Below are 25,462 nucleotides of genomic sequence, written 5' to 3'. Positions count from 1 at the left end.
ATCCCGCGCGCAGGCCGCTGCGCTATTCCGCGTGGCGCAGAGCGTTCTCGAGCTTCTGGCTGACCACCTTCGTCACGCCGTCCGCCTGCATGGACACGCCGAACAGCACGTCGGCCATCTCCATCGTGCGCCGCTGGTGCGTGATCATGATGAGCTGGGTGGAATCGCGCAGCCCCTCGAGATAGGATACGAGTCGACGGAGGTTCGAGTCGTCGAGCGCAGCCTCAACCTCGTCGAGGATGTAGAACGGCGTCGTGCGAATGCGGTACACCGCGAACAGGAGCGCGAGCGCCGTCAAGGACTTTTCGCCGCCGGACATGAGCATCATCTTCGTGATGCGCTTGCCGCGCGGCTGCGCCGTCACCTCTACGCCCGTATTCTCCAAATCATCTGGATCGGACAGCGCTAGCTCGGCTGAACCGCCCGGGAACAACACGGCGAATATCTCGCGGAAGTTCGCATCCACCGCCTCGTACGTGCGGATGAAGTCGTCTTTCATGCGCGCATCGATGACGCGCACGATCTTCGAAAGCGCTCGGCGTGCGCCGTCGAGATCGGCCAGCTGAGCAGCCAGGTAGTCGTAGCGCTCCTTGATGTGCTCATACTCTTCAGCGGCATCGGGATTAATGGTGCCCATGTTGGCGATGCGCCGGCGCAGTTTGAAGGCAGCGTCTTCGGCAGCACCGCGATCTTCCAACTCAGGAAGCTCAAGCGCGCGATCGAGCGGCGTGCCGCAATCATGGACGATTGCGTTCACCGCAGCATCCACTTGCACTTCGAGCCGACCTTTGTCGACGCGCGCAGCCGAAAGGCGCGCGTTCGCGTCATCGAACGCATCGTGCGCAGCGCGCGCAGCAGCGCGCGCCTCGTTGACCGCGGTATGCAGTCCCGCTGAAGAATCCTGCGCGGCCGTGGCCGCCTCCTCAAGATCGCGCGTCCATGTGCGAGCACTGGCAACGAGTTCTTCGAAAACAGCAAGGAGCGGCTCAATGCGCCGCTGCGCTACCTGCTTTCTGACAAGCGCCTCACGCGCTTCGACATCGCTTGCCGTCACAGCCTCGAGGTCGCGTGCGCGCGCGTCTACCACGCGACTTTCGTAGGTCTGCCGCTCAGCGAGGGTGGCAGCCTTGAGTTTCGCCTCCGACAGCGCATCGCGCAGAAGGGCGGCTTCCTTGCGCAGCGGCACCACCGCCTCGCGCGCCTCCTCAAGTCGCTCGGCTCTTTGCTCGAGCTCGTGCTTGAGCGTTTCGAGTTTCTGCTCGAGAGCCATTGCCGATGGGCGCGCCTCGGCCACGGTACGCTCTGCCTCATCACGCTGTCGCTCGATGTCCTCGAACTCGCGCCGGACGGCAGCCAGCTTCTCTTCAGCGCGATGCGCCTCGGCGCGCGCAGAATCCGCCTTGCCACGCAACTCTGCCAGCTCCTGTGACAGACGCAGGCTCTCTCCTTGCGCGGCGCGGAGGGTTTCCTCCGCTGCCGTTGAGCGCTTTTCCGCGAGGTCGCGCTCGCTCTCAACGGAGCGCAGCTGTGCACGCAGCTCCTCTACACGGCGTGCGCGCGCGAGCACCCCTTCCTCGCTGTCGACGGCAGCGGCGCCGAGCGTCACCTTGCCGTTCGGCCACACGACGCAGCCATCGTGCGTCACGAAACGCACATCCTCTTCGAGGCGCGCATGCGCGGCGAACGCAGCATCGATGTCGTCGCACACCACCACATCGCCCAAAAGCGCCTCCACTGCTGCGGCATCGATTTCGTCGTAGGACAGCTCGTCTACGAGCGCGCGTCCATGACTCGCCGCGGCAGCATCGCGCGCTGGACACGAGCGCCTCGCTTCGCCCGCACGCGGAACGAGCACCACTTCGCCCTCCTCGTTGCGCACCGCAAGTGCTGCAACCAGAGCGTTCGCGCGCGCGGAATCGTCCACAAGCAGCGCCGACACGTCCACGCCCAGCAGCCGCTCCACGAGCGACTCGAAGCCCTCGGAAGCGCGCACGGCGTGCGCGATGGGCACGAGGTGCACGTCGAGTTCAGCTGCGTTGTCGAGCGCCCATGCACGGGCTGGCCCGGCCGCAACGCTTGCGCGCTCGACCTCTTCGAGTCCTTTGATCTTGGATGCCACGAGCGATGCCGCATCGCGCGCCTCGTCGAGCGCCGCGCGTGCTGCTTCGCGTGCCGCCAACGCTTCGCCCACGCGGGAGCGCGCCATGCCTTCCGCCTCCGCAAGCGCCTCAAGCTCCCGAGCGACCTGCGATGCCTCGTCCGCGCGTGATGCCGCTTCGACTTGCGCGCGTTCCAGTTGTAGCTCCAGCTCTTTGCTGTGGGCTTCGATAAGCTTCACATGCGCAAGCCCGCTCGCGAGGGCTTCCTGCGTCTCGGCAAGCTCGCGACGCGCTTGCTCCTGCGCGCGTTCGTCCTCGCGCTTCGCCCGCTCGAGCTCCTCCGATTCGCGCTCGAGAGAGCGGCGCTTCCGGGCGTTTTCGGACTGCTCGCCCACCAAACGCGCCACCGTCGCGTCAGCTTGCGCACGTTCATGCTGCACCTCGGTCAGCTGTGCGGCGGCCTGAACCCGATCGGACTCGGCTCGAGCACGCTTCGCCTTGTTCGCCTCAAGCGTAACCCGCAGCTCCGCCTCGTAGCTTTGGGCTGCGCGGCGTTTCTCGTGCAGGAGCAGCGCCGCGCCATCGAACCGCTCGACGGCCGACGAAGCGCGACGATGCTGCCGCGCAAGCTCGCCCGCATCCACGCTTTCAAGGCGAATCTTTTCCTGCAGCTCCTCGGCCCGACCTTCGGCCTGCGAGATGGCGATGCGGCGCTGTTCGAGCTCGGCCACAAGCGTGCGCTCCCGTTCCACGGCTTCGTCCCAGCCGCGGCGCAACGTGCGCAGATCGTCCACCGCAAGCGCAAGGCTCAGATCGGCGAGCTCGGCCGATAAGCCCTGGTAAGCACGCGCTCGCTTCGCCTTGCGCTCGAGCGGGCCCAGCTGCCGCTCCACTTCGGAGGCCACATCTCGCACGCGTGCCAGATGCGCGTCCATCGCAGCCAGCTTACGCTCGCTTTTCGCCTTGCGCTGCTTATGCTTGAGCACGCCTGCAGCCTCTTCGATGAGAGCGCGCCGATCCTCCGGCTTCGATTGCAGGATGGAGTCGAGGCTGCCCTGGCTGATGATCGAGTGAGTGCCCGTGCCCAGACCCGAATCGTGCAGGATGTCGAGCACGTCCATGCGGCGAGCCACCGTGCCGTTGATAAGGTACTCGCTCTCGCCAGAGCGATACATGCGTCGCGTGATGGCAACCTCGTCGTAGTCGATGGGAAGCGTCCCGTCGGCATTGTCCAGCACGAGATCCACCTCGGCGATACCGACCGGCTTGCGAGCCGAAGATCCTGCGAAGATGACGTCTTCCATAGCCTGGCCGCGCAGGTGCTTGGCGTTGCGCTCGCCGAGCACCCAGAGCACCGCATCGGAGATGTTCGATTTGCCCGAGCCGTTCGGCCCTACCACGGCGGTAATGCCGGGCTCGAGCGCGAGAACGCTGCGATCTGCGAACGATTTGAACCCTTTGAGGACAAGCGATTTCAGGTACATCGGCGGCTATCCCTGTTTGCGCTGCTTGGCAAGCTCGCGTTCGCGTTCGCGTTCGCTTTTTTTGCGGGCCTTCTCTTCTGCCTTTGCGGCGGCCTTCTCGGCCTTGGCCTGCTTGCTAGCCGCCGCAGCGGCAGCCTTCTCGGCACGGGTCTCCTCGTCCATCCCCAAGCCGAAGAATTCGCCCAGGCGCGCAAGCGTGCTCTTGGCCGCCTGGCTCTCAGCCTCCTTCTTCGTGCGCCCCGTGCCGCGAGCAAGCCCTTGCGTTCCCGCAAACACCTGCGCTACGAATGTGCGATCGTGCGGCGGGCCCTGCGTTTCCACGAGCTTGTACGTGGGCGTGATGCCATCCTCCTGCAGCTTCTCCTGCAGAGCGCTTTTGGGATTCTCAGGCTCGCTGGCCAAATCGGAGGACATGCGCGGGATAAGCGTCCGTTCCACGAACGCCTGAGCCGCATGTATCCCGCCGTCCAGGAACAGCGCGGCCACCACGGCCTCGTACACGTTCTCGAGGGCCGAATGCAGTCCGCGCTTGCCCGTGCCCGTCTCCGACGAGCCGAAAACGATGATGTCGGCGAAACCCAACCTGTCGGCCACATCGGAAAGACTCGCACCCGACACGAGCGCCACCTTGATACGCGTAAGCCCGCCTTCGTCCAAATCGTGAAAGCGGTGGAAGGCGGTGGCTGCGACAATAGCGCCCAAGATGCTATCGCCTAAAAACTCGAGACGCTCGTACGAGTACTTGACAGACTTGCCCTCAGTTGCTGAAGGATGAGTAATGGCTGACAGCAGCAGCCGTTCGTCTTCGAAGCGATAGTCCAGAATGTCTTGAGCCCTCGTCAGCTTGCCGCGCTGCTCGTCGCTCAGCGTCATGGATTCATCATGCAATTTCATCTGCTCGCCAGCTTCCTCGAAGGCGCTCATGCGTCCCGCCGTACATTGTTCATTGTAGCGGAGGCGCTGGTGGTAGCCGCAGTCTGCGCGATTATTTCAGAAACGCCCGCACGAACGATGCGCATCGTGGCAAGCACGCCGTTTTTGATGGCGAGAGCACCCGACGAGCCGTGGCCCACGAGCAGCGCGCCCTTTACACCTAGAAGCGGAGCGCCTCCGTAGGTGTCGGGGCTCACCTGAGCCTGGAGTTCTTTCAAGCCGCCTTTGATGGCGAGAGCGCCAAGTTTGGTGACGGGCGTTTTCATCATAATACCCTTGAGCGTTCTAAACAGCGTCTTAGACGTGCCCTCGATGGTCTTCAGGCACACGTTACCCGTGAAGCCATCGGTGATGACGACATCGAACTTCGCAGGCAGGATGTCGCCGCCCTCGGCGTTGCCGGCGAAGTTCGGCAGACGTTCAGCAAGCAGACGATGCGCCTCTTGGGCAAATTGAGAGCCCTTCGCGTCTTCCTCGCCTATGTTGAGCAGCGCTGCGCGCGGGTTTTCGATGCCGATGACCTTTTCCGCATAAACCGAGGCCATCTGGCCGAACTGCACGAGGTATTCCGGCTTGCAGTCGGCGTTAGCCCCGATATCGCACAGGATGACGGGCCGCACGGGCGAGGGGATGACCGTTGCGAGCGCCGGACGCGCGATGCCCTTGATGCGTCCCATGACGAGCGTGCCTGCAGCAAGGCAAGCGCCCGTGGAACCTGCAGAGAAGAAGCCTTGCGCTGCCCCCTCCTTCACGAGGCGGCAGCCCACCACGATAGACGAATCCTTCTTCGTTCGAACGGCGTTGGCCGGGTGCTCGGCCATGGAGATGGTCTCGGAGCACGCGCGCGCTTCGCAGCGACCGTGCGTCGCAGCGAACGGCTCCACGACGTCGGCTGGACCGCAGAGGATGACGGTCAGATTCTCATCGGCCGCAAGCGCATCGGCAACGCCTTCGAGCACTGTACCGGGAGCTTCATCGCCTCCCATGGCGTCAACAGCAATAGTGACCTTATGGGACATGGTATCCTCGCATTCCTCTCAGGGTCGCGTGGACGCATGCGCCCGATCGCTCGCGGGCCCGAAGCAGATGGACGGCCGCTGGCGAGCAGGTGCATGCATGCAGCGCATAGCTTCACACAGTATAGACGAACACACAAAAAGCCTCCCGGCGCTTCGCGCAAAAAGCGCGAGGTGCGGGGAGGCTTGTCGATGCGCGGCAGACAAAGCACCGACGCGCAAACGAGAACCCGCCTATTCGGTCTCGATGACCTCACGGTTCTTGTAGAACCCGCAATTCGGGCACACGCGGTGCGGAAGCTTGGCCTCCCCGCACTGCGGGCATACGGAACGCGAAGGGGCCGCGATCTTATCGTTGGTGCTGCGGCGGGCATGGGTGCGGGCACGGCCCGTCTTGCGCTTAGGTACTGCCATGGTCCTCTATCTCCTTCAGGTAACCCGAGCGGCATCCGCTCGCTCGTTTTCGCTTAGTAAACATGCGAACCGATATGTTATCAAAGCTCCTCAGCCCTCGCAAGGGGTCGATTCGCACATTTTCCCAAACCGCACGCAGGTTTCACAGATCCGAAACAGATCGTTCAGGCCCATCGATGCCGGCGCGAAGCGTCGAAGCGATTCGGATCGTCCCGTTTCACGAGAGATCGCGTTCCGTGCACGGGGAAGCCGCAAAGGGGCAAAGTGGAGCGCCTCGCCCCTTTGCGGCGGCCCGTTCGCGGCCGTCAGGCGGACGAGACCCTCGGCCCGAACTGCATCTCATAGTAGCGCGCGTACGTGCCGCCCAACGCCAGCAACTCATCATGGGTTCCCTGCTCTGCCACAACCCCGCCTTCCACGACCGCGATGAGATCGGCTTCGCGTATCGTGGACAGACGATGAGCGATCACGAGCGTGGTGCGTCCGGCGGAAAGCTCCTCGAGAGAAGCCTGGATTGCCTGCTCGCTCTCGTTATCGAGAGCGCTCGTGGCTTCGTCGAGAATCAGGATGCGGGGGTTTTTCAGAAACACGCGCGCAATGGCGATACGCTGCTTCTGGCCACCGGACAGGCGTGCGCCGCGTTCGCCCACATAGGTGTCGTATCCATCGGGCAGGCCCATGACGAACTCGTGGATGTTCGCACGCCGAGCCGCCTCCACTATCTCGGGCGTTGCAGCGTCGGGACGACCGTAGGCGATGTTCTCGCGGATGGTGCCGCCGAACAGGTACACATCCTGCTGCACGATGCCAATAGCATCGCGCAGCGACTCCACGGTAACCCCTCTAATATCGATGCCGTCGATCTCCACCGATCCGTGCACCGGATCGTAGAAGCGCGGCAGAAGCGAGCACGCAGTGGTCTTTCCGCCGCCTGAAGGGCCCACGAGCGCTATGGTCGTCCCCGCAGGAACAGCCAGGTCGAACCCGCGCAACACCTCATGGACGCCATCGTAGCTGAACCGCACATCGCGATAGCGCACCGCCCCGGCCACAGCCCCATCGCCATCGTCGGCCGACATGGGCAGGCCCGCGGCTCCGGTTTCGCCGGTCGACCGTCGCCGTGCGCGCTCGGCGGCGTTGAGATCAACCGCGTCGGGCGCGTCGGCGATATCGGGTCGCACGGCAAGCACCTCCATGAAGCGGCGGAAGCCCGCGTAGCCCTTCTGGAACTGCTCGGTGAAGTTGATGAGCTGCTCGATGGGCGACAGGAAGATGCCGATGTACAGGGCGTAGATGGCAAGCTCGGTAACGGCCAGGCCGCCCGTGGCAACGAAGTAGCCGCCACCCACGATGGTCACGGTGTACAGCACGCCGGTGAACACCGAGTTGACCGCATGGAACGCGCCCATGAACCGATACGAGCTTTCCTTCGTGTCTACGAAGCGCTTGTTCGTGCCGCCGAACTTCCGGATCTCCACGCCCTCGTTGCCGAACGACTTCACCACGCGGATGCCGCCGAGCGAGTCCTGCAACCGCGCGTTGATGTCGGCCATCTTCCTGCGGTTCTCTGTAAAGATGACGCGCTTCTTGTAGTTGCGCCAGAACGCGTAGGCCGCCATGACCGCCGTGGCCGCCAGCATGATGGCCGTGAGCGGCACGTTTATCATGAACAGCAGCACGAACGATCCCACGATCTTCAGGATGCAGATGAACAGGTTCTCCGGTCCGTGGTGCGCGAGCTCCGATATATCGAACAGGTCGGTGAGCAGCTTGCTCATCATCTCGCCGGTGTTGTTGCGGTCGTAGTACGAGAAGCTCAGGCGCTGGTACTGCTTGAACAGGTCCATGCGCATGTCGGCCTCCATGCGCGCGCCCATGATGTGGCCCCAGGCCGTGATGAAGTACTGGCAGGCTGTGCGCAGGGCGTAGAGCGCCGCGAACCCGAGCGCTATCCATCCGAGCGTGGAGAGGATGACCCCGGGCGGCTCTAGGAAGAACTGCTTCGTGAAGAAGTTCAGGAACTGCGGGAAGGCCAAATCGACCGCCGCGAGCACCGAGGCGCACACGAGGTCGAAGAAGAAGAGGGATTTGTAGGGACGGTAGTAGCCTGCAAAGCGCGCAAGCACCTTGCGCGCCGTGACCGTAGCCGCATCGGAGGAGGGCTCCGATGCGGTCGAGGGAGCATCTTCTGAGCCGCCGATTTCCTGCGCCGTAGCGCCGCCGGAATGGACTTTCGATGCAGTGGCGGGGTTCGTTCTAGTTTTCATGGTCGATATTGTAGCGCCTACCTTTCCTTTTCCCTGCGGCGTTTATCGCGCGCGGTCCGCTTCGCGCGCGATAAACGTCCCGTGAGGCCACGGCCGAACATGCCCACGTCCGTGCTTCCCATATAAGCCGGGAACACAGCCAGCGCTGCCCACGGCGCCACGGCCCACCCGAACGTCTCAGCCGCGAGCAGCACCGCAGCGAGCGGGCAGCGTGCGGCCGCGGCGAAAAAGGCGACCGAGCCCATCGCCGCTGCAAACGACGGATCGACTCCCAGCAGGGCCGCGAAAGACGCTCCGAGAAGCGCGCCGATGCACAGCGAAGGCATCACTTCGCCGCCTTTAAACCCGAAGCCGAGCGTTACCGTGGTGAGCAGCGCCTTCACAGCGAAATCAAACGGCTCCGACGTCCCGTCGAACGCCGCGTAGACCAAGGTCAGTCCCGAGCCTTCGAAACGCTGCCACCCGAAGGCAAACACGAGCACGCTGACTACCGCCCCTCCGGCGGCCACGACAAGAGCGGGGTGCGCAGGCGAGCGCACGAAAGCGCGTCTGAGCGCACGCAGAGCCCAACCGAACACCGTGCCCGCAGCGGCGCAAGCAAGCCCCACGAGCACGCAAAGGGCGGCGACCTGCCACGAAGGATCTGGAGCAGCCGCAGCCGGCAAAGCATAGCCCCCGGCGAGCGGCATCGCGACGAGCCATGCGACGAAGGAAGCCCCGAGTAGAATCGGGAGCCGACGGGCTACCGCACCGTCGAAGCGCACAAGTTCGAGAGCGAACAGCGTACCCGCCAGCGGCGCGCCGTAGAGCGCGGAGCACGCTGCTGCCATACCGCACGCCGCCGTCCAACCGCGATGCACGAGCCGATGTGCCTTCGCGCCGCGAGGAGCCAATCCGAACGCACGACCCAACCCCGACGCTGCTGAAGACGCCATGGCAAGCGAGGTGGCCGTCGCTCCGGCCGATCCTCCACCGAGCACCGTGAAAAACGTCCCGACCAGGGCTGCAGGAGCAAGAGCGGGAGGAACACGATCGTCGTTGCGGACGTCCTCAACCACCGAGCCAGGCTGGACGCCAAGAGGAAGCTTCAACAACCGAAACAGGCCGATGGATGCCACGCCCAGAAGAGGCAATGCAAACAAAAGCCAGGACCAACGGTGCGAAAGGCACGAGGCGACGTCGAGCGCGAGCGTAGCCGCGGTGGCCGCGATCGCGCCCGATACGCCTGCAGCTGCCGAAAATGCCACATGGCGCAGCGCTTGACGTCTTGGAGCGGTCGGTCTGCGAGACGCGCCGCCTCGCGCGTAAGCATGCACGGGCACGGCTAGCGTCCCGTCCGTCTCTGCATTCGCTCGGCCAGCTCCGCCGCGCGCTCTCGTTCCTGCCTGCGCAGACGCACCAACTCGCTTGCAGCGCCGTGACCGAATACGCCTACATCGCGGCTGCCCGCATAGGCCACGACCACCGCGAGCGCCAGATACGGCGCGGCTGCCAGGCCAAATATTTCAGCGCCCATGAGCAGCGCCGCTAGAGGGCAGCGACTCGCGGCCGCGAAGAACGCCGCCAGCCCGAGCGCGGCCGAGAACGGCGCCGCCGCACCCGTCAGCCCCCCGAGCGCGCAACCCAGCAGCGCGCCCACGGTGAACATCGGCATGATCTCGCCGCCTTTGAGCCCGAACCCGAGCGCGAGCACGGTGAGCGCCGCCTTCACGGCAAAGTCCGCTCCACCCGCATGTCCCGCGAGCGCACCGCGCAGAAGCGGCATGCCCGTCCCCTCGAAAGCCTGCCAGCCGAAGGCCAGCACAATGCCTGCGAACAGAAGGCCGCCTGCAGCCGCAGCGATCAGAGGGCGCCCTATCCGATGGCGCACGACGCGCCGCGCAAGGCGCAGCCCCGTGCCGAACACGGTTCCCGCCGCTCCGCAGGCAAGCCCCACGAGAACGCATTGGGCAACGAGCGACCAAGAGAGCGGGGGCACTGCGACGCCAGGGATCACGTCGCCGATACCCGTTGCGCGCGCAATGCCAAACGCAGCGAACGACGCCACGAGGAGCGTGGGCACGTGGCGCGCGACGGCCCGGTCGAAACGGGCGAGTTCGAGCACGAACATCGTCGAACCGAGCGGCGCGAAGAAGAGCGCGCCGAAGCACGCCGCCATGCCCGTGGCCGCCGCATAGCCCCGCGGTATGGCCGACGCACCTCGACGCACGGGCGCGAGCTTAAAAGGACGGCCTACGAGGGCGCCAAGGGACGCGCCCATTTGCAGCGCCGCCGCCTCCTTGCCCACCGATCCGCCGCCGAGCACCGTCAAAAACGTTCCGGCGAGAATGCCCGGGGCGAGGGAGGGCGGCACGAGGTCGTTTCGGCGCAGACGGTCGACCATCGTGTCGGTAGCCAGATGGGCGGGCAGCCTGAGCGCGCGGTAGAGCAGCACTGACAACATGCCAAGGACCGGCAACACAAGCAGGATCCACGCGAAGCGCGCCGAAAGCCGCCCGGCGAAGTCAACGGCGATCGAGAGCACGATGGAAGCTGCAGCCCCGACAACTCCTGCAGCCAACGCGAACCCGAGATGGCGCGCGACCTGCGAAAAATCGAGACCGCCACGCAGCCGAGGATCTCCCTCGCTGCCGTTCATCGAACGCTCGGCCATGTTCTCGCCTTTCCGCCTTGTCGCCTTGATGGATGCCTACCCAGCTCATGGTAGGCGTCCGGCGCCGGCTGGCAGGCCTGCGGACGGAACCCGTCAGCGAGCCGCCACCCCCTGTGCACCGCCCGGTTGCCGACGATTGCACACCTCTCCCTTTGCTCAGCGCACCTCGATGCGACGGACTGCCGCCCAGGCAATGAGAACGCCGATAGCCGCAATTGCAGCGAACAGGAGAAACGGATTTGCCAAGCTTGCCCCTTCGCCAAAACCGAGCAGCCAGGAGAGACCGTTTCCCACCAAGGCTGCACCCCTGCTTTGTAGGGCAACGAGCACGAGGACGACTGCTGCGACAGTGAGCAGCACGACCCGCCGCGCGCCGAAGCGCATCTGCAGCGACGCAAACGCGAACCCCACGGATGAAGCCGCAGCGCAGCCTAGGAACGTGAAGAGGAAGTCGAGCACCGGGCCGTTACCGGCTCCGTACGACATCAGGAACAGCGACTGCCCGCTCGGCCAGAACGGAAAGACGACCGAGCATACCGCCTCGATGGAGGCCAGAAACAGGCAGGCCGCCCCCAGCGATGCCGCCGTGCTTGCGATCATCTGGGGACGCGCGAGCCCCATCTGCATGAGGAACCGCACATCGCCCGAAAACGTGGACAAGGCGAGCAGCGGCATGAGGACGTAGGGTAGAAAGCCCAGGTTCGGCACATACACGTAGGCGATCCGAGTGATCGTCATCGCGAAGAAAACGACGATGATAGCACCGATGATCAGGCAGAACACGGACGCACTCTGCACGAGCTCGACAGCTTGATAGCGAAAGGCCGCCTTGAGCTTCATGAGGTCACTCCCCCTTCTCGGTCAGTTTCACAAACAGCTTCTGTAGGCTGATAGGCGCCGTGTCCAGCCGGTCGGTGAGGCGCGCGGCATCCGGCTTGCCCAACAGGTACGCCACCGCCACGCCACCCAGCTCGTCCACGCTGAGCGCATCGAGCCCCTCGCAGTATGCGCGCACGTCGTCGGCGCGACCCGACACGCTGTAGCCGCTCGCGCGCAGCTCGTCGGCCGACGCAGCCATGAGCACCCGGCCCTCGTCGATGATTGCGACGTGCTCCACGAGCGTCGCCACCTCCTCGATAAGGTGCGTGGCGATGACCACCGTGCGCTGCCGCGCCAGATAGTCCTCCATCAGAAGCCGGTAGAACAGCTCGCGGTGTGCGGCATCCAGGCCCAGCACCGGCTCGTCCAGCAGCAGATAGTCAGCGTCCAGCGAGAGAGCCATCACCAGTTGGCAGATGGTGCGGTAGCCGGTGGAGAGCGCGCCCGTCTTCGCCTTCAGGTCGAGATCGAACGCCTTGGCCAGCCGCACGGCGCGTTTCGCATCGAAGCCCTCATGGAAGCGGCCCATCCATCCCACGAGGTCGTCCACGTACATGGACCCGGGGATCGTCTGCACGTCGCTCGTGCAGAACACCTTCGAGAGCGCACACGGATCGTCCGTGACCGGCTCGCCGTCCACGAGGATGCGCCCCTCCGTGGGCACGAGGCGGTTGGCCGCGATGCCCAGAAGCGTCGTCTTGCCCGCGCCGTTGCGGCCGAGAAGCGCGTGGATAGTGCCATATTCGAAGGAAAGCGACACGTCGTCGAGCGCCATCGTCTTTCCGAACCGCTTCGTCAGATGATCGGCTCGAAGGCAACGATCAGCCGTTGCGTCCGGTGTTTTGACGGGTTGGGCGGACGCGGCGCAAACGCTGTTGGACTCCCGTCCCGCATGCGCGCCCAACACGGAAAACGAGACATCAGACATGGTCGTACCCTTTCTCGACGAGATCGACGACCTGCTCTTTCGTGAAACCCAACTTCTTCGCCTCGGCCACAAGGGCCGCTACATAGCGCTCGTCAAAGGCGGTTTTGCGCTTCACGCGCACCTTGTCGCGCGCGCCGTCCTGCACGTACATTCCCATCCCCCTTCTCTTGTAGATAATGCCCTCGTCCACGAGGATGTTCATGCCTTTGAGCACGGTATGCGGATTGATGCCGAGCAGCGCCGAAAGCTCGTTGGTGGAGGGCACGCGATCGCCTTCGATATAGACGCCGGTGAAGACGTCGTCCTCAATCTGCTCGGCGATCTGCACGAACAGAGGCACGTCGCTGGCCGGGTCGATGATCACGATGCTTCCGCCCCTTTCCTCATTCATTCATCCATGCTTGTTAGTTTGTTACTCATGTAACTAACTAACAGTGTAAAGAAACTTCGCAAACTTGTCAAGGAGAGCCGCGTCAAGAGGAAAGACGGGAGCCGAGAGGGGCGGAGCCAAGGCTAGGAGACTCGAATGCAGAATCACGGAGCGCCCGAAGGGCCGTGAGCCGGCGTTCCCCAGGTCTGGATCCAAGGATCGATTAGAAACAGCTCGCAACCCCATCGAACCGAAAGGGCGCTCCGTATGAAGCGCCCTCTCGAAACCCGAGCAGGAACCAGCGATCGGCGAAGCGCTCAGATCTCGTTTTGGAACACCGTCCGCGTATCTTTGCACAGGTATTGCACGGCGATACGCCCGGTTTTGAGCGCGTTGACCATACCGCCCGGCAACAGCATGCGCTGGCCCGCGAAGTACAGGTTCGCGATGCCTTGCGGCTTGGCCGAATGCGGAGAGACATTCGTGCTCGGCCTGAGAATGGACATCCAGGAACCGCGATAGGAGTGCAGGCGGCGCTCGAAGCTGAGCGGCGTCGCCACCTCCCATGTCTTCACATTGCCGGCGAGGGGCGGGAAGCGCTCTTCAAGCGCAGCGATAACGCGCTCGGCCACGAGACGCTTTTCTTCGGAGTAGACTCCTGCAGCCTCGCGCTCACGCCACCAATCATACGTATCGCCCGGCAACGAAACGGTGAGCGCCGTGCAGCCCTCGGGCGCAAGGCCCTCGTATGCCGCGAAGTTGCACAGCGTGATCTCGGAGAACGAACGCCCTGCTATCTGCAAGGGTTCCGCAGGCGAGAACCCGATGCTTTCGGGAAGCTCGCCGAGGTCAGCAGCCACACCTACGCCGACCACCATGCCGGTCTGGGGTTTCGTCGCGGAGAGCATCGTGTGCACCCACGGCTTGTCGAGAGGCGGATCGAACAAGGAGAACGCTGAAGCAATCGTATCCTGCGCCACGATGACAGCATCGAAGCTCTGCACCCCGCCTCCGGCGATGACGCCCGTTGCGATGCTGTCCTTCACCACGACGCGCTCGACGGGAGCGCCGAAACGCAGCGAGCCGCCCAGCTCTTCGAAGCGCAAGGCCATGCGCTTCGCCATGCCGGCGGATCCCCCTTCAGGGTAGCCGCCGTCGCCAGCCGCAAACTGGGCAAGCGTGCTGACAAGGGACGTGGCACTCTCGTTCTCTCCGGCAATGCATGACAGAAGGCCGCGGATGAGCGGGCTTCTGAAACAGTTCAGCAAGCTGGATACGTCCTGTTTCGCGTACGACGGCATGCGGGTGAACGCCGGCATCATGGATGCTGCCGTGAACGGATTCGACTCCAGCGGGTGTTTTGCCTTGACCCCCTTGACGTCGCCGAAGGGAAGGTCCACCTTCGTGAATCGGGCAACATCGCGACACAGGCGCTTGATCTCGCGCGCGTCTTCCGGCGCAAGCTCGGTCAGATGAGCGCGAAGGCGCTTCGGATCGCGGAAGAGCAGCGCGACGCGGCCGTCGGACTCGTACGCGAAGTATGGATCGGGAAGCTTAACGGCCACCTCGTCGTCAAGCGCACCCACCTCGCGCCACAGCGCGTTGAACGACGTTCTGTCGGCCGTGCCAGGAACCCAGTGCGCTCCGCCCTCGAAGCGGTATCCGTCCCGCTCCCAGCCTATCGTCGCTCCGCCCGGCTCGTCGTTTCGCTCGAACACGTGCACATCGAATCCGCTCTGCTGCGCGTAGACGCCCGCCGCAAGCCCCGCGATGCCGGCGCCGACAACGGCTACCGTCCGACGACCGTCCGCGTTCTCTTCGTTCATGACCCCACCTCTCGCCAGCGGCGCCCCCCTCCGGCCGATGTCTCGGCCGGCAGATCCGTTTCGGGCGCCTCGATCTGCAGCGTCCTCGTAAGACGCTCGGATAAAAACGCGGATGCAACCCGGGTCGCATCCGCGGCATACGCTTTCAGCAGGATAGCACACCGCACAGGACTCCGAATCGCGAAATCCTCGGGCAAGGCCTATTCAACCAGATACCGCAGCGGGAATCCTCGATGCAACGGGGTTGGCTTGCACTATGCGCTGGTAACGGCTGCGAAGAGCAGGTTGCGATCGACGCCGGTCTCGCACCGACGACGGTCGTCGTAGAAGATCTACAACAGATGCGATACGGAAAGAAGCGAACATAAGACCCCGACGCTCAACGCGAGCGCCATGGGGCGCAAGCTATCTGTCGTCGAATGGGAAATCCTTAAGCACCGAGAAAGGATTTGCCGGACCGTCGTTCGCGCCTTCGGTAGGCGCGCATTCGCACGGGCCTTCATTGAGATTCGCACCGCAGACGGCGCATAGGCCCTTGCACTCCTCGTCGCACAGGGGCACGAGGGGAAATTCCAAAATCAACGCCGCCTTGATCAGCGGCTCAAGATCGATGACATGATCCTCAGGCAAAACGTCGAACTCGTCGTCATCCATGTCCTCAGGAGCCGATCGGGACTCATCGAGCAAGTAGTAACCCTCGATCTCGCCTTCCAGGTCGAAGCGAAACCCATCGAGGCAACGGGCGCACGAACCGATGGCTTCGCCGCTCACCGTCCCGGTCACCAAAAGCGCGTCCCCGGTATTCGAGATTTCCACGTGCCACGCCAACGGATCGGGAAAAGAGTATTCGTCAGGTCCGGCTTGCAGCGAGGGCAGCTCGAGCGCACCCTCGAAACGAGAACTCTCCGCAGGCGCGAAGAGTTCGGGCGGCACGGCTATGCGCAGTGTCGGATCCATGGGATAGCCTAGCGGCCCGAAGCCAAGGAGTTCGCGTTCAGACGATCGCGGCAACGGCGCACGTTGCCCAGAAGCGTATCGAGGCTCTGCTCGACGTGGCCGAACACCTCGTCGGCGTAGTCCTCGGCACCGGCACGCGTCTGGCGCTCCAACTCACGCGCATCAGCGAGCACTTGATCGGCCTGCTGCTGCGAGATGCGCACGATCTCCTGCTCGCTGGCGATGGTCATCGCCTGGCTGCGAGCGTCCTCGATCATGCGATTCGCTTCCGCCTCCGCATCGTCAAGCAGGCTTTGACGCTCGCGGACGATCTGACGGGCCTGGGCGAACTCGCTCGGGAACGTATCGCGGATCTCGTCCATAATCTCAAACGCCGCGGCGATGTCGACCTGGCGCATGTTTCCTTTACCGAACACCGGCTTAGAGTCCTCAAGCAGAATCGAGAGCTCTTCGAGCAGCCCCAAGACTCCTGTTTCGTCCATGATTGTCCTTCCACCCAGGTGCTGCGTTTCATCTGCGTTGACGTGCACGGGCCTTCGCGCGCATGCGTCGCAATATAATAGCATGGATGGTGTCGAAACCAACCTCCAATGCACAAAGCATGCACATTTTACCCGGTCGGAGCCGTGTCGACACGGAAGCGTTTGCCACGGTACACAACGACGGGCCGAAACGGACGAGAGTTGCAGCGGCTCCGAAAGCGCAGGCGGAGCCCCTTAGCAAAGCTCCCAATCCTTGGGATCGCGCTTCTTTTCGGGTTGGCGCACGTTGACCTCCTGGTTCTTCAGGCTCACGCGCGCGCCTTTTGGAATGGAGGAGGTGACAAACGCGCTGCCTGCAATAATGGCGCCTTCGCCAACCACAGTCTCGCCTCCGAGCACGCTCGCGTTGGAGTAGATGGTAACGTTGTCCTCGATGGTGGGATGGCGCTTCACGCCTGCCAGCTGCTGACCAGCTCGCGTCGACAGCGCTCCGAGCGTGACGCCCTGATAGATTTTTACATGGTCGCCAATCTCCGTCGTCTCGCCAATGACAACGCCGGTGGCATGGTCGATGAAGAAATACTCGCCCACCCGAGCGCCCGCATTGATATCGACGCCCGTGCCGCTATGGGCGTACTCGGTCATGATGCGCGGGATGAGCGGCACACCCTGCACATACAGCTCGTGGGCAATGCGGAACACGAAGACGGCGAAGAAGCCAGGGTACGAGAAGATGATCTCCTCCTTGCTCTGTGCGGCGGGATCGCCGTCGAAGGCCGCCTGCACATCGGTGAGCAGGATACGCTGTATCTCGGGCAGCTTCTGAAAGAAGTTGAGGCAAATCTCGTCGACTCGCGCATCCACATCGGCTGCATCGACGCCTTCTTCTCCACGGAACAGCAGCGCTTCGCGCAGCTCACGACGCAGCGAGTCCTCCACGCGGATGAGCGTTTCGCCGATGAAGTACTCGGGTTTGGCCCCTGTGGGAGTTTCGTCGCCAAAGTAGCGCGGGAACAAAACGCGGCGCAAATCCTTGATGATGCCGATCACGGCCTTCTTATTGGGAAAATGCCGGTCGGGATCAGTGAAGAATATCTCTTGCGCGCTATAGTTGCGAGCGATGCCCGCCACGATTTCATCAAGGTTCTCGTTGAACATGAAGCCGTCCGTTCTCTCGCCTGCGAGGCGCGCTCGGCGCGCCGCTTCCTCTCGCCGCTTATGGCATCGTCCCGCCAACCGCACATCGCAGCCGCGGCCGATGCCCCCTTCGCCTCCCGTGCCCCGCACAACCGCCTCCCAACGATGCGAAGCCCTGTCCGCCCCGCTTCTACGCGATCCCGAACTTCTCGTTCAGCGCGTCGTTGACGCACGGCGGAACGAATTGGGTCACATCGCCACCGAGGCTCGCAATCTCGCGCACGATGGATGAGGACAGGTACATGTACTGCGGAGGCGACATGATGAACAGGGTCTCGATTTCCCGATTCAACTGATAGTTGAGCGCCGTCATCTGGAACTCGTACTCGAAATCCGTAATGGCCCGCAGGCCTTTGATAACCACCGTGGCGTCCATTTTCTCCGCCAAGTCCACCAGCAGCTCGTCGAACGGCTCGACGCGAACGTTGGACAGATGGCTGGTCGCTCGAAGGACAAGGTCGGTTCGCTCGTCGAGCGTGAAGAGCGGTTGCTTCTTCGGCGAGGCCGCCACCGCGACGACCACCTCATCCACCAGCTGCGCAGCGCGGGTGATAACGTCGAGGTGCCCGCTTGTGATTGGATCGAACGTGCCGGGCGTCAATGCGCGTTTCATGATAGGTGCCGTTCCCTCTCTGTCGCCGTACCGGCGTCCTCTGTGCGCACGGTGCGCAGGACGTCCACGACAGTATCCCCGTACTTCTTGCGACGCGCAAGAGACAAATCGCACGCTTTAGCCGCATCATCCACCTGCATCTCGTCGCCTGCGGCATGCTCGTACACCACGATCGCATCCTCGGCGAGCGCCCCGACCGAGCGAAGATGCGCGACAACGCCCAGAGCCTCCGTGGCCGCAAAGGCATACGGGGGGTCGAGAAACACGAGATCGAAGGACGGCTGCGCCCGAACAGGAGGATCCTTCAGAATGTCGGCCCGATGGACGCGGGCGCAACGGGGATCCAGTCCCATCGCACGCACGTTCTCGAGCAGCACCCGCGACGCCTCCGGAGCGCGCTCGTAGAAATGCGCGCACCGCGCGCCTCTGCTGAGCGCCTCGATCCCAAGCGCGCCTGAACCTGCAAAAGCATCGAGCACGCTGGCGCCGTCAAAACCGCCCCGAGCGCTGGCGATCGCGCTCATCATCGACTCGCGCACCCGATCGGTTGTCGGGCGGGTGCCTTCCCCTTTCGGCGCCTTCAGCGAACGCCCTCCGAACGCTCCTGCGATAACCCTCATGGTCAGCCTCCTTCGACGGCCCGATCGTCGGGAAACGCCCTGCGCGCCTCGCGCGCAAGCGCTCGATGCGCGGGCATCACAAGGGCGGGATCCGCCTCCAGAAGTGCGGCCGCATCGGCATGGGCCGCCTCGATGAACGCGCTGTCGCGCACGACGTTCACAAGCTTGAGCGCCGAAGCGCCATGCTGCCGATTGCCCAATATGTCTCCTTCGCGGCGCAGCGACAAGTCGTATTCAGCCAGCTCGAACCCGTCGTCCGTACGTTCCATGGCCGTCAGGCGGGCGAGGGCCACCTCCGATCTTGAAGCCGAAACCAGGTGCACCTCTGCCGGCTTGCCGCCGCGCCCGACGCGCCCCCGCAGCTGATGGAGCTGCGCGAGGCCGAACCGGTCGGCATCCTCCACGATCATGACGGTGGCGTTGGGAACGTCGATGCCCACCTCGATGACGGTGGTGGCCACAAGCACCTGCGCCTCGCCCTCGCGAAACCTTCGCATGGCCTGCTGCTTCTCGTGCGACCCCATGCGTCCATGCAGAAGCTCCACCCGCCAGTCGGCGAACACGCCTCCTTGCAGCGAGGCGGCCTCGCGCTTGGCGGCAGCGGCATCGTCGCCTAGCAGGTCCGATTCGTCCTCGATGCTGATGGCCGCATACTCGTACGCTTCCTCGTCAGGTTCTCGACGGCGCGTGGCGCCGGCCTTCTCGTCGCGCTCTTCAGCGTCCTTGCCGACGAGTGGGCATACAACGTACACCTGCTCGCCGCGCTTCAGCGCCGCGCGGGCGGCGTCGTAGGCGCGTCCGCGCTCGGTCTTCCGATGTACGCTCGTTGTGCGCCGGGCGGCCCCGTGCGGACGACGCCTGATATAGGAGAGCGTGAGGCCCCCGTACAGGGCAAGCGCAAGGGAACGCGGTATGGGCGTAGCCGTAAGGTAGAGCGCGTCGGGTGCACCGCCCTTCGCGAGTAGCCGCGCGCGCTGTTCGACGCCAAAACGCTGCTGCTCGTCAACCACGACGAGGCTCAGCCTAGGAGGTGCCACGTCGTCCTCAAGAAGGGCGTGCGTCCCGATCATGACATCCACTTCGCCGGCAGCCGTCCGCTCCGCGAGGGCTGCGCGCTCGGAAGCAGGCGTGGACCCCGTCAGCACTTCCCAGGAGATGCCCGCAGCATCGAGCAGCGGCCCCAAACTTGCGCCGTGCTGGCGTGCGAGCACCTCGGTCGGCACCATGAAAAGCGCTTGGGATCCCGTGTCCGCGGCAGCGGCCAGAGCGAAGCCCGCAACGACCGTTTTCCCCGTACCCACGTCGCCGAGCAGCAGATGGTTCGCAGCGCGCGGATCCGCCAACTGCCCGAGGATCTCGTCGCGTGCCGCCTTTTGCTCGTCGGTGAGCTCGAAAGGAAGCGCGGCGGCAAGCGCCCGAACGCGCGGGCCATCGACGATGTGCGCCGTCGGCGTGCAGCCCTGCGCCCGTCCGCGCTCTTCGCGCATGAGCATGATCTCGAGAAGCAGGAGCTCTTCGTACACGAGACGACGTCGCGCTTCGGCAGCCTCGGCGGCGCTCTGAGGGAAATGGATCGACATGAGCGCTCTTTGCCTGCTCATGAGGCGGTACTTTGCGCGCAGCTCGAGCGGGAGCGGATCGTACATCCCCGTGCAGGCCGCAAGCGCGTTGCCCACGAGCCGTCGCATCCACGCAGGAGACACCTTCTCGCACGCCGGATGCACGGGGATGATCATGCCTTCGGCAGCCTGTTCATCTCCAAGCACTTCCAGGTAGGGATTCGTCATCCGTTTGAAACCGTAGTTGAATTCCAGCTTGCCGGCCACGGCGATGCGCATACCGGGCTTCACCTGATCCATGAGCCACGGTTGGCGAAAGCACGTCACCATGAGCACGCCCGTGCCGTCCACGACGGACAACTCCACGAGCGAGAGGCGCGGTTTGGGGCGCTTGAGCTTGATCTCGTGTACCGCGCCTTCGACCGTGCACTGTTGACCGATAGCCGCCGAAGCAACGGTTTCCTTGCGCGACAGATCGATGTAGCGCCGTGGATAGTGGGACACCAGATCGCGCACCGTTCGAATGCCGAGCCCCTCGAGCGCGCGAGCGCGCCCCGGGCTTACCAAACGGACGCGCCCGACGGGTTCGTCGAGCGCGAGCGTGGCTGCCATGCGGTCAGGGGCGCTCGTTTCAGCGTTTTTCGGCAACTCTTGCAGCCTCCAGGTTTTTCCTATCGTCAGCGAAACGCTTCTTGCACGGATCGTCCCCGCCGCGCGTCCGATCGTGCTTTTGCAGACGAAGATGTGCGCGTAGAGCGTGGATCGGTGCGCGGGCGCGGATCGGCCGTTCCGCTCATCGCCGAAGCGGGCGGAACCTCCCTACTCGACGGACATCACGAGGGGATACAAAGGCTGGTCACCGCGATGCGCATCGATCTCCAGCTCGTCGAACTCCTCGCCGATGCGAGCCACGAGCGCTTCGAAGGCATCGTCGGCAAAATCCTCGCCCGCTAGTATGGTGAGCGTATCGGCGTCATCGGCATCCATCGCAGCAAGCAGCTCCATAGCCACGGCCTGCACGCACGAGCCGACAGCCTCGATGGCGCCGTCGGCGATGCCGATGACATCGCCTTCTTTGATGGGATTGCCTGCCGCATCCTTCGAATCCTTGATGGCAGTGGTCACCTCGCCGGTCTTGACGTCAGCATACGCTTCCGTCATCGCCTCGACGTTGTCCTCCAGGCTTGCAGACTCATCGACCCCGAACAGAGCCGCGAACGCCTCCGGCACGCTTTTCGTGGGCACGACCGCGCAGGGCTTCTCCGACAGCTCGCAGGCGCTCTGGGCTGCCATGATGATATTCTTGTTATTTGGCAGTATGATGACGGCATCGGCGTTCACGCGACCGGCGGCGTCGAGCAGGTCCTTCGTCGAGGGGTTCATGGTCTGACCGCCCGAAACGACCACGTCCACACCCAGGCTCTCGAGGATCTTCGCGTTGCCCTCGCCCGCCGCAACGGCCACGAAGCCGAGCGGCTTGACCTCGGCCTGACGCTCGGCAGCCAGAGCGTCGCTGCGCGCGACACTTTGCTGCTGCATATTGTGGATGTGCACCTCTGAGACCTGCGCGTCGTGGTCGAGGAACCACCGCAGCACCTCGTCGGGACGGTTCGAGTGCACGTGCACCTTGAAGTTAGGATGCATGCCCACCATGAGGTCGCAATCGCCCATCGTGGGCAAGAAATCCTTGGCTGCATCGACGTCGACCTCGTCGGAATGCACGAGGAACTCCGTGCAGTACCGGTAATCCGAACCCTCCCAATCGTTGATCTGCTCGATCTCGACCTTCGGAGCGGCTTGGCGCGCAAACGCCAGCTCGTCGCGCATCGGGCCCTCGCGCCCGGTCAGAGCGGAAGCGAACGCATCGAAGAAAATGGCCAGCCCGTATCCTCCCGCGTCCACGACGCCGTTCTCCTTGAGCACGGGCAGCAGATCAGGCGTGCGCTGGACCGAGGCGTAGGCCTCGTCGACGACCGCGGCGAGCGCCTCCTCCGTCGCGAGCTTCTTCTTGCGCGCACGCTTGGCAGCCGCCGCACTATCTTTGAGCACCGTGAGGATGGTGCCCTCGACCGGCTTGCGGACCGCCGAGAAGGCCACGTCGACCGCATGCGAGAGCGCTGCGTCGATGCTGGCGGCGTCGACATCCTCGCAGCCGACGCTGCCCTCGCACAGGCCGCGCAGAATCTGCGAGGTGATAACGCCGGAATTGCCGTGTGCGCCCATAAGAGCCCCGGTCGTGATCGCCTTGCGAATCGCAACGCCGTCGGCCCCGATGGGCAAGGATGCGATGTTTCCTACGACGGATTCCAGCGTAAGCGACATGTTCGTGCCCGTGTCGCCATCGGGAACCGGGAAGACGTTCAGGCGGTTGATCTCGTCCCGGCGCTCGCCCAACGTCTTGCTCGCAGCGGCTATTGCATTGAGCAGGTCGTTCGCGGTATAGGATTCTGACATGACGGTTCGTTTCTCCTTAAGCGTGAGGCCGCTTCGCGCCGAATGCGCGGCGATGCGGCCGATGCGGAATCGGGGCTATTTGCGCACCTTGACGCCCTGCACGTGCACCTCGACGCCGTCGAGCGGAACGCGGGCGTACTCGGTGAGAGCGAACGTGACCTGGTCGATGAGGTTCTGGGAGACCGTGTTGATATTCGTACCGTATTCGATGACAACGTAGAGTTCCACATGCACGCCCGCGTCGGTGGACGTCACCACCACGCCGCGCCTCAGACGCGAAGCGGGCAGGATCTTGGCGATGCCGTCGACCGCCGAAGGCGCGGCCATGCCCACGACGCCATAGCATTCGAGCGCCGCATTGCCGACCATGTCGGCCAGCACGTCGTTGGCAACATGGAGGTTGCCGGGTATCGTATCGTTCATGGCATTCCTTTCACGGCGCGGACTTCCCGCGCGCGACCGAAACCTGCCTTCGCAGTATAGCGCAAGGGATCGGGGCGTGGTGACGTGCCTGATCGCAGCGCAAAGTATATTACACGAAAAATTCTTGTAACCCATTTCTCATATGTGCTATAGTATGAAGGCTTTTTTGCCCTCAACGGCATGCAGCCGATTCAGCAACCAAGGTAATGGAGTGAGAACGATGTCGAAGGTTTGTGAAGTTTGCGGTAAGGCACCGGTCGCGGGACGCAGCATCAGCCACTCGCACCGCGTGACGAATCGTTGGTTCCGTCCCAACATTCAGAAGGTCACGATCAAAGACAAGAACGGTCGTGTCCGCAAGGCCAACGTGTGCACGAAGTGCATGAAGGCCGGCAAGGTGGAGCGCGCCTAGCAGGTTCGCCGGTCGATCCGTCGGCGTCGAGTATCTCGCATTGAAAAAGCCCGTTCGCACGGGCTTTTTTGCGTTGGACGAGGGTCGTCTTGCTGCGTGCAGGCCGAAGCCCGCCCTTTCGACGCGAAGATCGGATACGTGAACCGGTGCATATCTCGAAGAGGATGCAACCTGCGAGGGGATAGCGCGAACCCCTCGCCTACTCTATGATGAGCAGGCGCCCGCACTGGGGACACGGCGCCACGTTGCCCTTCGCCTTCATATCGATGAGCCGTCCGCCCTCGATGGCCATGCGGCACACCCCGCAGCTACCGCCCTGCAACCTGCCTACGGCCACGCCGCCCGTGCGCGCTGCCGTCTTCTCGTAGAGAGCGGCAAGGTCCTCTGGCAGCGATGCGCTCAGATGCGCGCGCTCGGTCTCGAGCCGGGCAAGATCCTGCTTGAGCGCGCCGCCTTCACGCACGAACGACTCCGTGGCCTGCGCCTCCTGCTTATCGAGATCGCTCATCATCTTCGCCACCTGGACCTGCACGCCCTCGATTTTCGAAAGCTCATCGCTCACGGCCGAGAGTTCGCCCTCTAAGGTGTTGCGACGCTTCGCGAGCCCGTTGAGCTCCTTCGACCGAGCCTCCACGTCGCGATAGCCGCCATGCGACGCATCGATCTCCTCCTGCACACGTCGCTGCTTCTCGACGAGCAGGCCGTCCTCTTCGCTGATGCGCGCGAGTCGCGCGTCGGCCTCGGCGTGAAGCGCGTCGAGCTGATCGCGCTTTTCTTCGATTCCCCGTTTCTTCGTACGAGCTTCAAGGATGGCCGTTCGTTGCGGGAGCTGCTGGAGCTTTTTGCTCGCTCGCATGATGTCCAGGTCGATGTGCTGCATCTTCAACAGCGTGGCCAGATCGTCGGTGTCTACGCGCATGCGGCTCCTTCGTCTGAGGAAACGGCGCCGCGGCCGCGGCGCCTCCTCCATTATACCCGTACCGTTTCGGGATAGGCCCAGTTTTCCCCTTGATCCACGATAGACACCATGGCTTCGGGCATGCCGGCAGCCTGGACGGCAGCCGCAAGCACGGCAACGAGAGGAAGCTCGCTCGTGTCATGGCCTATATCAATGACGGCGAGACCCGCCTGCGAGAACTCAAGGGCGTCGTGATACTTGATCTCCCCGCACACGAGGCAATCCGCTTGCGCCCGCAGAGCGGCGCGCGCCACATCGCCCGCAGCGCCTGTACACGTGGCGACGCGATCGAGCTCGCGCGAGAAATCGCCCCACACGCGCGGCGCGCGTCCGAACACCGACGTGCAGCGGGCTGCCAGCTGGCCGAGCGAAAGGCCGTCGTCCTCTCCCGGCTCGCACAGCTGCCCATAGCCCTTGGCATGCGATCCTTCTATGGGCACGAGCACGCTCTGCAGCGCAAGGCCGAGCATGCCGGGGAGCACGCGCTGAACGCGCGCGCTTACATCGAGGGCGGTGTGGAACGACATGACCGACACACCACGCTCGACAGCGCGCCATACCCCCGCGCCGGGATTTACAGCGACCGACGATGCCGGCATGAAGGAATCGGGAGCAGCAAGGTATGCAGGATGGTGCGTCACGAGCACGTTCGCGCCTCGCTCGGCAGCCGCCTCGATGGCCTCCACCGTCGGATCGAGCGCGACAGCCACGCCGCTCACCAACCGAGCAGGATCGCCCACCGTCATCCCGGTGCGATCCCAGGGCTCGGCGTCGGCGGCCGGAAACTCCGCGAGCAATGCCTGCTCGAGCGCTCCGGTCGTCATCGCGACGATCTGTTTCGATAACGGGCCCGACGCGCGGCGCGCGAGTCCCTCCGCGCCCGCACCGTCTTCCCGGTTCTTCTTCGCAGCAACCATG

Annotated in this window: 22 protein-coding genes; 1 reads left to right on the top strand and 21 read right to left on the bottom strand. The window is 63.9% G+C overall.

Translation table 11 applies throughout. The annotated features are described in order from the left end of the window. Window positions 1-22: 22 nt before the first annotated feature. The 19 genes from smc to ABGT83_RS02600 form a co-directional block, all read right to left on the bottom strand. On the bottom strand, window positions 23-3,583 hold the full coding sequence (gene smc / locus ABGT83_RS02690; RefSeq protein ID WP_103265845.1) for a chromosome segregation protein SMC: 3,561 nt from the start codon (window positions 3,581-3,583) through the stop codon (window positions 23-25). A gap of 6 nt (window positions 3,584-3,589) precedes the next feature. After that, window positions 3,590-4,456 carry a ribonuclease III gene (gene rnc, locus ABGT83_RS02685; RefSeq protein WP_103265856.1) on the bottom strand — a complete coding sequence of 289 codons (867 nt, stop codon included), beginning with the start codon at window positions 4,454-4,456 and terminating at the stop codon, window positions 3,590-3,592. A gap of 47 nt (window positions 4,457-4,503) precedes the next feature. After that, window positions 4,504-5,535, bottom strand: a complete 1,032-nt coding sequence (plsX, locus tag ABGT83_RS02680; RefSeq protein WP_346685769.1) for a phosphate acyltransferase PlsX — start codon at window positions 5,533-5,535, stop codon at window positions 4,504-4,506. Window positions 5,536-5,766: 231 nt separating this feature from the next. Beyond that, window positions 5,767-5,946 (bottom strand): 50S ribosomal protein L32, encoded by a 180-nt coding sequence (gene rpmF / locus ABGT83_RS02675; RefSeq protein ID WP_103265843.1) that lies wholly within the window; start codon window positions 5,944-5,946, stop codon window positions 5,767-5,769. A gap of 305 nt (window positions 5,947-6,251) precedes the next feature. Further along, window positions 6,252-8,213, bottom strand: a complete 1,962-nt coding sequence (locus ABGT83_RS02670) for an ABC transporter ATP-binding protein (protein ID WP_346685768.1) — start codon at window positions 8,211-8,213, stop codon at window positions 6,252-6,254. Window positions 8,214-8,230: 17 nt separating this feature from the next. Further along, window positions 8,231-9,460: a chloride channel protein gene (locus ABGT83_RS02665; protein ID WP_239926662.1), complete on the bottom strand. Its 1,230-nt coding sequence runs from the start codon at window positions 9,458-9,460 to the stop codon at window positions 8,231-8,233. Between the two features lie 77 nt (window positions 9,461-9,537). After that, complete coding sequence (locus tag ABGT83_RS02660) at window positions 9,538-10,866, bottom strand: chloride channel protein (RefSeq protein WP_239926660.1); 1,329 nt, start codon at window positions 10,864-10,866, stop codon at window positions 9,538-9,540. Window positions 10,867-11,022: 156 nt separating this feature from the next. Next, complete coding sequence (locus tag ABGT83_RS02655; protein WP_103265841.1) at window positions 11,023-11,706, bottom strand: hypothetical protein; 684 nt, start codon at window positions 11,704-11,706, stop codon at window positions 11,023-11,025. Window positions 11,707-11,710: 4 nt separating this feature from the next. Then, a complete protein-coding gene (locus tag ABGT83_RS02650) occupies window positions 11,711-12,673 on the bottom strand; it encodes an ABC transporter ATP-binding protein (RefSeq protein WP_346685766.1) in 963 nt (320 codons plus the stop codon). Further along, window positions 12,666-13,064, bottom strand: a complete 399-nt coding sequence (locus ABGT83_RS02645) for a GntR family transcriptional regulator (RefSeq protein ID WP_239926658.1) — start codon at window positions 13,062-13,064, stop codon at window positions 12,666-12,668. The genes ABGT83_RS02650 and ABGT83_RS02645 overlap by 8 nt, the downstream gene beginning before the upstream one ends. A 296-nt stretch (window positions 13,065-13,360) precedes the next feature. Next, window positions 13,361-14,869 (bottom strand): phytoene desaturase family protein, encoded by a 1,509-nt coding sequence (locus tag ABGT83_RS02640; protein ID WP_346685764.1) that lies wholly within the window; start codon window positions 14,867-14,869, stop codon window positions 13,361-13,363. 405 nt (window positions 14,870-15,274) lie between these two features. Then, entirely contained in the window at window positions 15,275-15,826 is a 552-nt protein-coding gene (locus tag ABGT83_RS02635) for a YceD family protein (protein ID WP_103265838.1), read from the bottom strand. An 8-nt stretch (window positions 15,827-15,834) separates the two neighbouring features. After that, window positions 15,835-16,308 (bottom strand): ATPase, encoded by a 474-nt coding sequence (locus ABGT83_RS02630; RefSeq protein ID WP_103265837.1) that lies wholly within the window; start codon window positions 16,306-16,308, stop codon window positions 15,835-15,837. 234 nt (window positions 16,309-16,542) lie between these two features. After that, window positions 16,543-17,466: a serine O-acetyltransferase gene (locus ABGT83_RS02625; protein ID WP_103265852.1), complete on the bottom strand. Its 924-nt coding sequence runs from the start codon at window positions 17,464-17,466 to the stop codon at window positions 16,543-16,545. A gap of 169 nt (window positions 17,467-17,635) precedes the next feature. Next, window positions 17,636-18,118: a pantetheine-phosphate adenylyltransferase gene (gene coaD, locus ABGT83_RS02620; protein ID WP_103265836.1), complete on the bottom strand. Its 483-nt coding sequence runs from the start codon at window positions 18,116-18,118 to the stop codon at window positions 17,636-17,638. Continuing rightward, window positions 18,115-18,738: a 16S rRNA (guanine(966)-N(2))-methyltransferase RsmD gene (gene rsmD / locus ABGT83_RS02615; protein ID WP_103265835.1), complete on the bottom strand. Its 624-nt coding sequence runs from the start codon at window positions 18,736-18,738 to the stop codon at window positions 18,115-18,117. The genes coaD and rsmD overlap by 4 nt, the downstream gene beginning before the upstream one ends. A gap of 2 nt (window positions 18,739-18,740) precedes the next feature. After that, entirely contained in the window at window positions 18,741-20,909 is a 2,169-nt protein-coding gene (locus tag ABGT83_RS02610) for an ATP-dependent DNA helicase RecG (protein ID WP_346685761.1), read from the bottom strand. Between the two features lie 207 nt (window positions 20,910-21,116). Further along, window positions 21,117-22,751, bottom strand: a complete 1,635-nt coding sequence (locus ABGT83_RS02605; RefSeq protein WP_103265833.1) for a DAK2 domain-containing protein — start codon at window positions 22,749-22,751, stop codon at window positions 21,117-21,119. A gap of 75 nt (window positions 22,752-22,826) precedes the next feature. After that, entirely contained in the window at window positions 22,827-23,174 is a 348-nt protein-coding gene (locus ABGT83_RS02600) for an Asp23/Gls24 family envelope stress response protein (protein ID WP_103265832.1), read from the bottom strand. A 220-nt stretch (window positions 23,175-23,394) separates the two neighbouring features. Between ABGT83_RS02600 and rpmB the strand changes: the two genes are divergently transcribed. Next, window positions 23,395-23,586: a 50S ribosomal protein L28 gene (rpmB, locus tag ABGT83_RS02595; RefSeq protein WP_103265831.1), complete on the top strand. Its 192-nt coding sequence runs from the start codon at window positions 23,395-23,397 to the stop codon at window positions 23,584-23,586. 199 nt (window positions 23,587-23,785) lie between these two features. On the opposite strand, the gene ABGT83_RS02590 is transcribed toward rpmB, so the two are convergent. After that, a complete protein-coding gene (locus ABGT83_RS02590; protein WP_103265830.1) occupies window positions 23,786-24,505 on the bottom strand; it encodes a zinc ribbon domain-containing protein in 720 nt (239 codons plus the stop codon). A gap of 50 nt (window positions 24,506-24,555) precedes the next feature. Next, window positions 24,556-25,461: a Nif3-like dinuclear metal center hexameric protein gene (locus tag ABGT83_RS02585; protein WP_103265829.1), complete on the bottom strand. Its 906-nt coding sequence runs from the start codon at window positions 25,459-25,461 to the stop codon at window positions 24,556-24,558. Window position 25,462: the final 1 nt, after the last annotated feature.

It is taken from the genome of Enteroscipio rubneri (assembly GCF_963929405.1).
Classification (GTDB): domain Bacteria; phylum Actinomycetota; class Coriobacteriia; order Coriobacteriales; family Eggerthellaceae; genus Enteroscipio; species Enteroscipio rubneri.
The sequence above is the reverse complement of the archived record's forward strand: the minus strand, read 5'-3'. Positions and strand labels throughout refer to the sequence as shown.

What these genes read in the sequence shown, in the direction of transcription:
- rpmF (WP_103265843.1), bottom strand. Translation starts at nt 5,946, where the DNA reads ATGGCAGTACCTAAGCGCAAGACGGGCCGTGCCCGCACCCATGCCCGC.
- coaD (WP_103265836.1), bottom strand. Translation starts at nt 18,118, where the DNA reads ATGAAACGCGCATTGACGCCCGGCACGTTCGATCCAATCACAAGCGGG.
- ABGT83_RS02585 (WP_103265829.1), bottom strand. Translation starts at nt 25,461, where the DNA reads ATGGTTGCTGCGAAGAAGAACCGGGAAGACGGTGCGGGCGCGGAGGGA.
- ABGT83_RS02600 (WP_103265832.1), bottom strand. Translation starts at nt 23,174, where the DNA reads ATGAACGATACGATACCCGGCAACCTCCATGTTGCCAACGACGTGCTG.
- ABGT83_RS02630 (WP_103265837.1), bottom strand. Translation starts at nt 16,308, where the DNA reads ATGGACGAAACAGGAGTCTTGGGGCTGCTCGAAGAGCTCTCGATTCTG.
- rsmD (WP_103265835.1), bottom strand. Translation starts at nt 18,738, where the DNA reads ATGAGGGTTATCGCAGGAGCGTTCGGAGGGCGTTCGCTGAAGGCGCCG.
- ABGT83_RS02660 (WP_239926660.1), bottom strand. Translation starts at nt 10,866, where the DNA reads ATGGCCGAGCGTTCGATGAACGGCAGCGAGGGAGATCCTCGGCTGCGT.
- ABGT83_RS02655 (WP_103265841.1), bottom strand. Translation starts at nt 11,706, where the DNA reads ATGAAGCTCAAGGCGGCCTTTCGCTATCAAGCTGTCGAGCTCGTGCAG.
- ABGT83_RS02635 (WP_103265838.1), bottom strand. Translation starts at nt 15,826, where the DNA reads ATGGATCCGACACTGCGCATAGCCGTGCCGCCCGAACTCTTCGCGCCT.
- ABGT83_RS02670 (WP_346685768.1), bottom strand. Translation starts at nt 8,213, where the DNA reads ATGAAAACTAGAACGAACCCCGCCACTGCATCGAAAGTCCATTCCGGC.
- ABGT83_RS02645 (WP_239926658.1), bottom strand. Translation starts at nt 13,064, where the DNA reads ATGAATGAGGAAAGGGGCGGAAGCATCGTGATCATCGACCCGGCCAGC.
- plsX (WP_346685769.1), bottom strand. Translation starts at nt 5,535, where the DNA reads ATGTCCCATAAGGTCACTATTGCTGTTGACGCCATGGGAGGCGATGAA.
- ABGT83_RS02590 (WP_103265830.1), bottom strand. Translation starts at nt 24,505, where the DNA reads ATGCGCGTAGACACCGACGATCTGGCCACGCTGTTGAAGATGCAGCAC.
- ABGT83_RS02650 (WP_346685766.1), bottom strand. Translation starts at nt 12,673, where the DNA reads ATGTCTGATGTCTCGTTTTCCGTGTTGGGCGCGCATGCGGGACGGGAG.
- rnc (WP_103265856.1), bottom strand. Translation starts at nt 4,456, where the DNA reads ATGACGCTGAGCGACGAGCAGCGCGGCAAGCTGACGAGGGCTCAAGAC.
- smc (WP_103265845.1), bottom strand. Translation starts at nt 3,583, where the DNA reads ATGTACCTGAAATCGCTTGTCCTCAAAGGGTTCAAATCGTTCGCAGAT.
- ABGT83_RS02605 (WP_103265833.1), bottom strand. Translation starts at nt 22,751, where the DNA reads ATGTCAGAATCCTATACCGCGAACGACCTGCTCAATGCAATAGCCGCT.
- ABGT83_RS02610 (WP_346685761.1), bottom strand. Translation starts at nt 20,909, where the DNA reads ATGGCAGCCACGCTCGCGCTCGACGAACCCGTCGGGCGCGTCCGTTTG.
- ABGT83_RS02625 (WP_103265852.1), bottom strand. Translation starts at nt 17,466, where the DNA reads ATGTTCAACGAGAACCTTGATGAAATCGTGGCGGGCATCGCTCGCAAC.
- rpmB (WP_103265831.1), top strand. Translation starts at nt 23,395, where the DNA reads ATGTCGAAGGTTTGTGAAGTTTGCGGTAAGGCACCGGTCGCGGGACGC.
- ABGT83_RS02640 (WP_346685764.1), bottom strand. Translation starts at nt 14,869, where the DNA reads ATGAACGAAGAGAACGCGGACGGTCGTCGGACGGTAGCCGTTGTCGGC.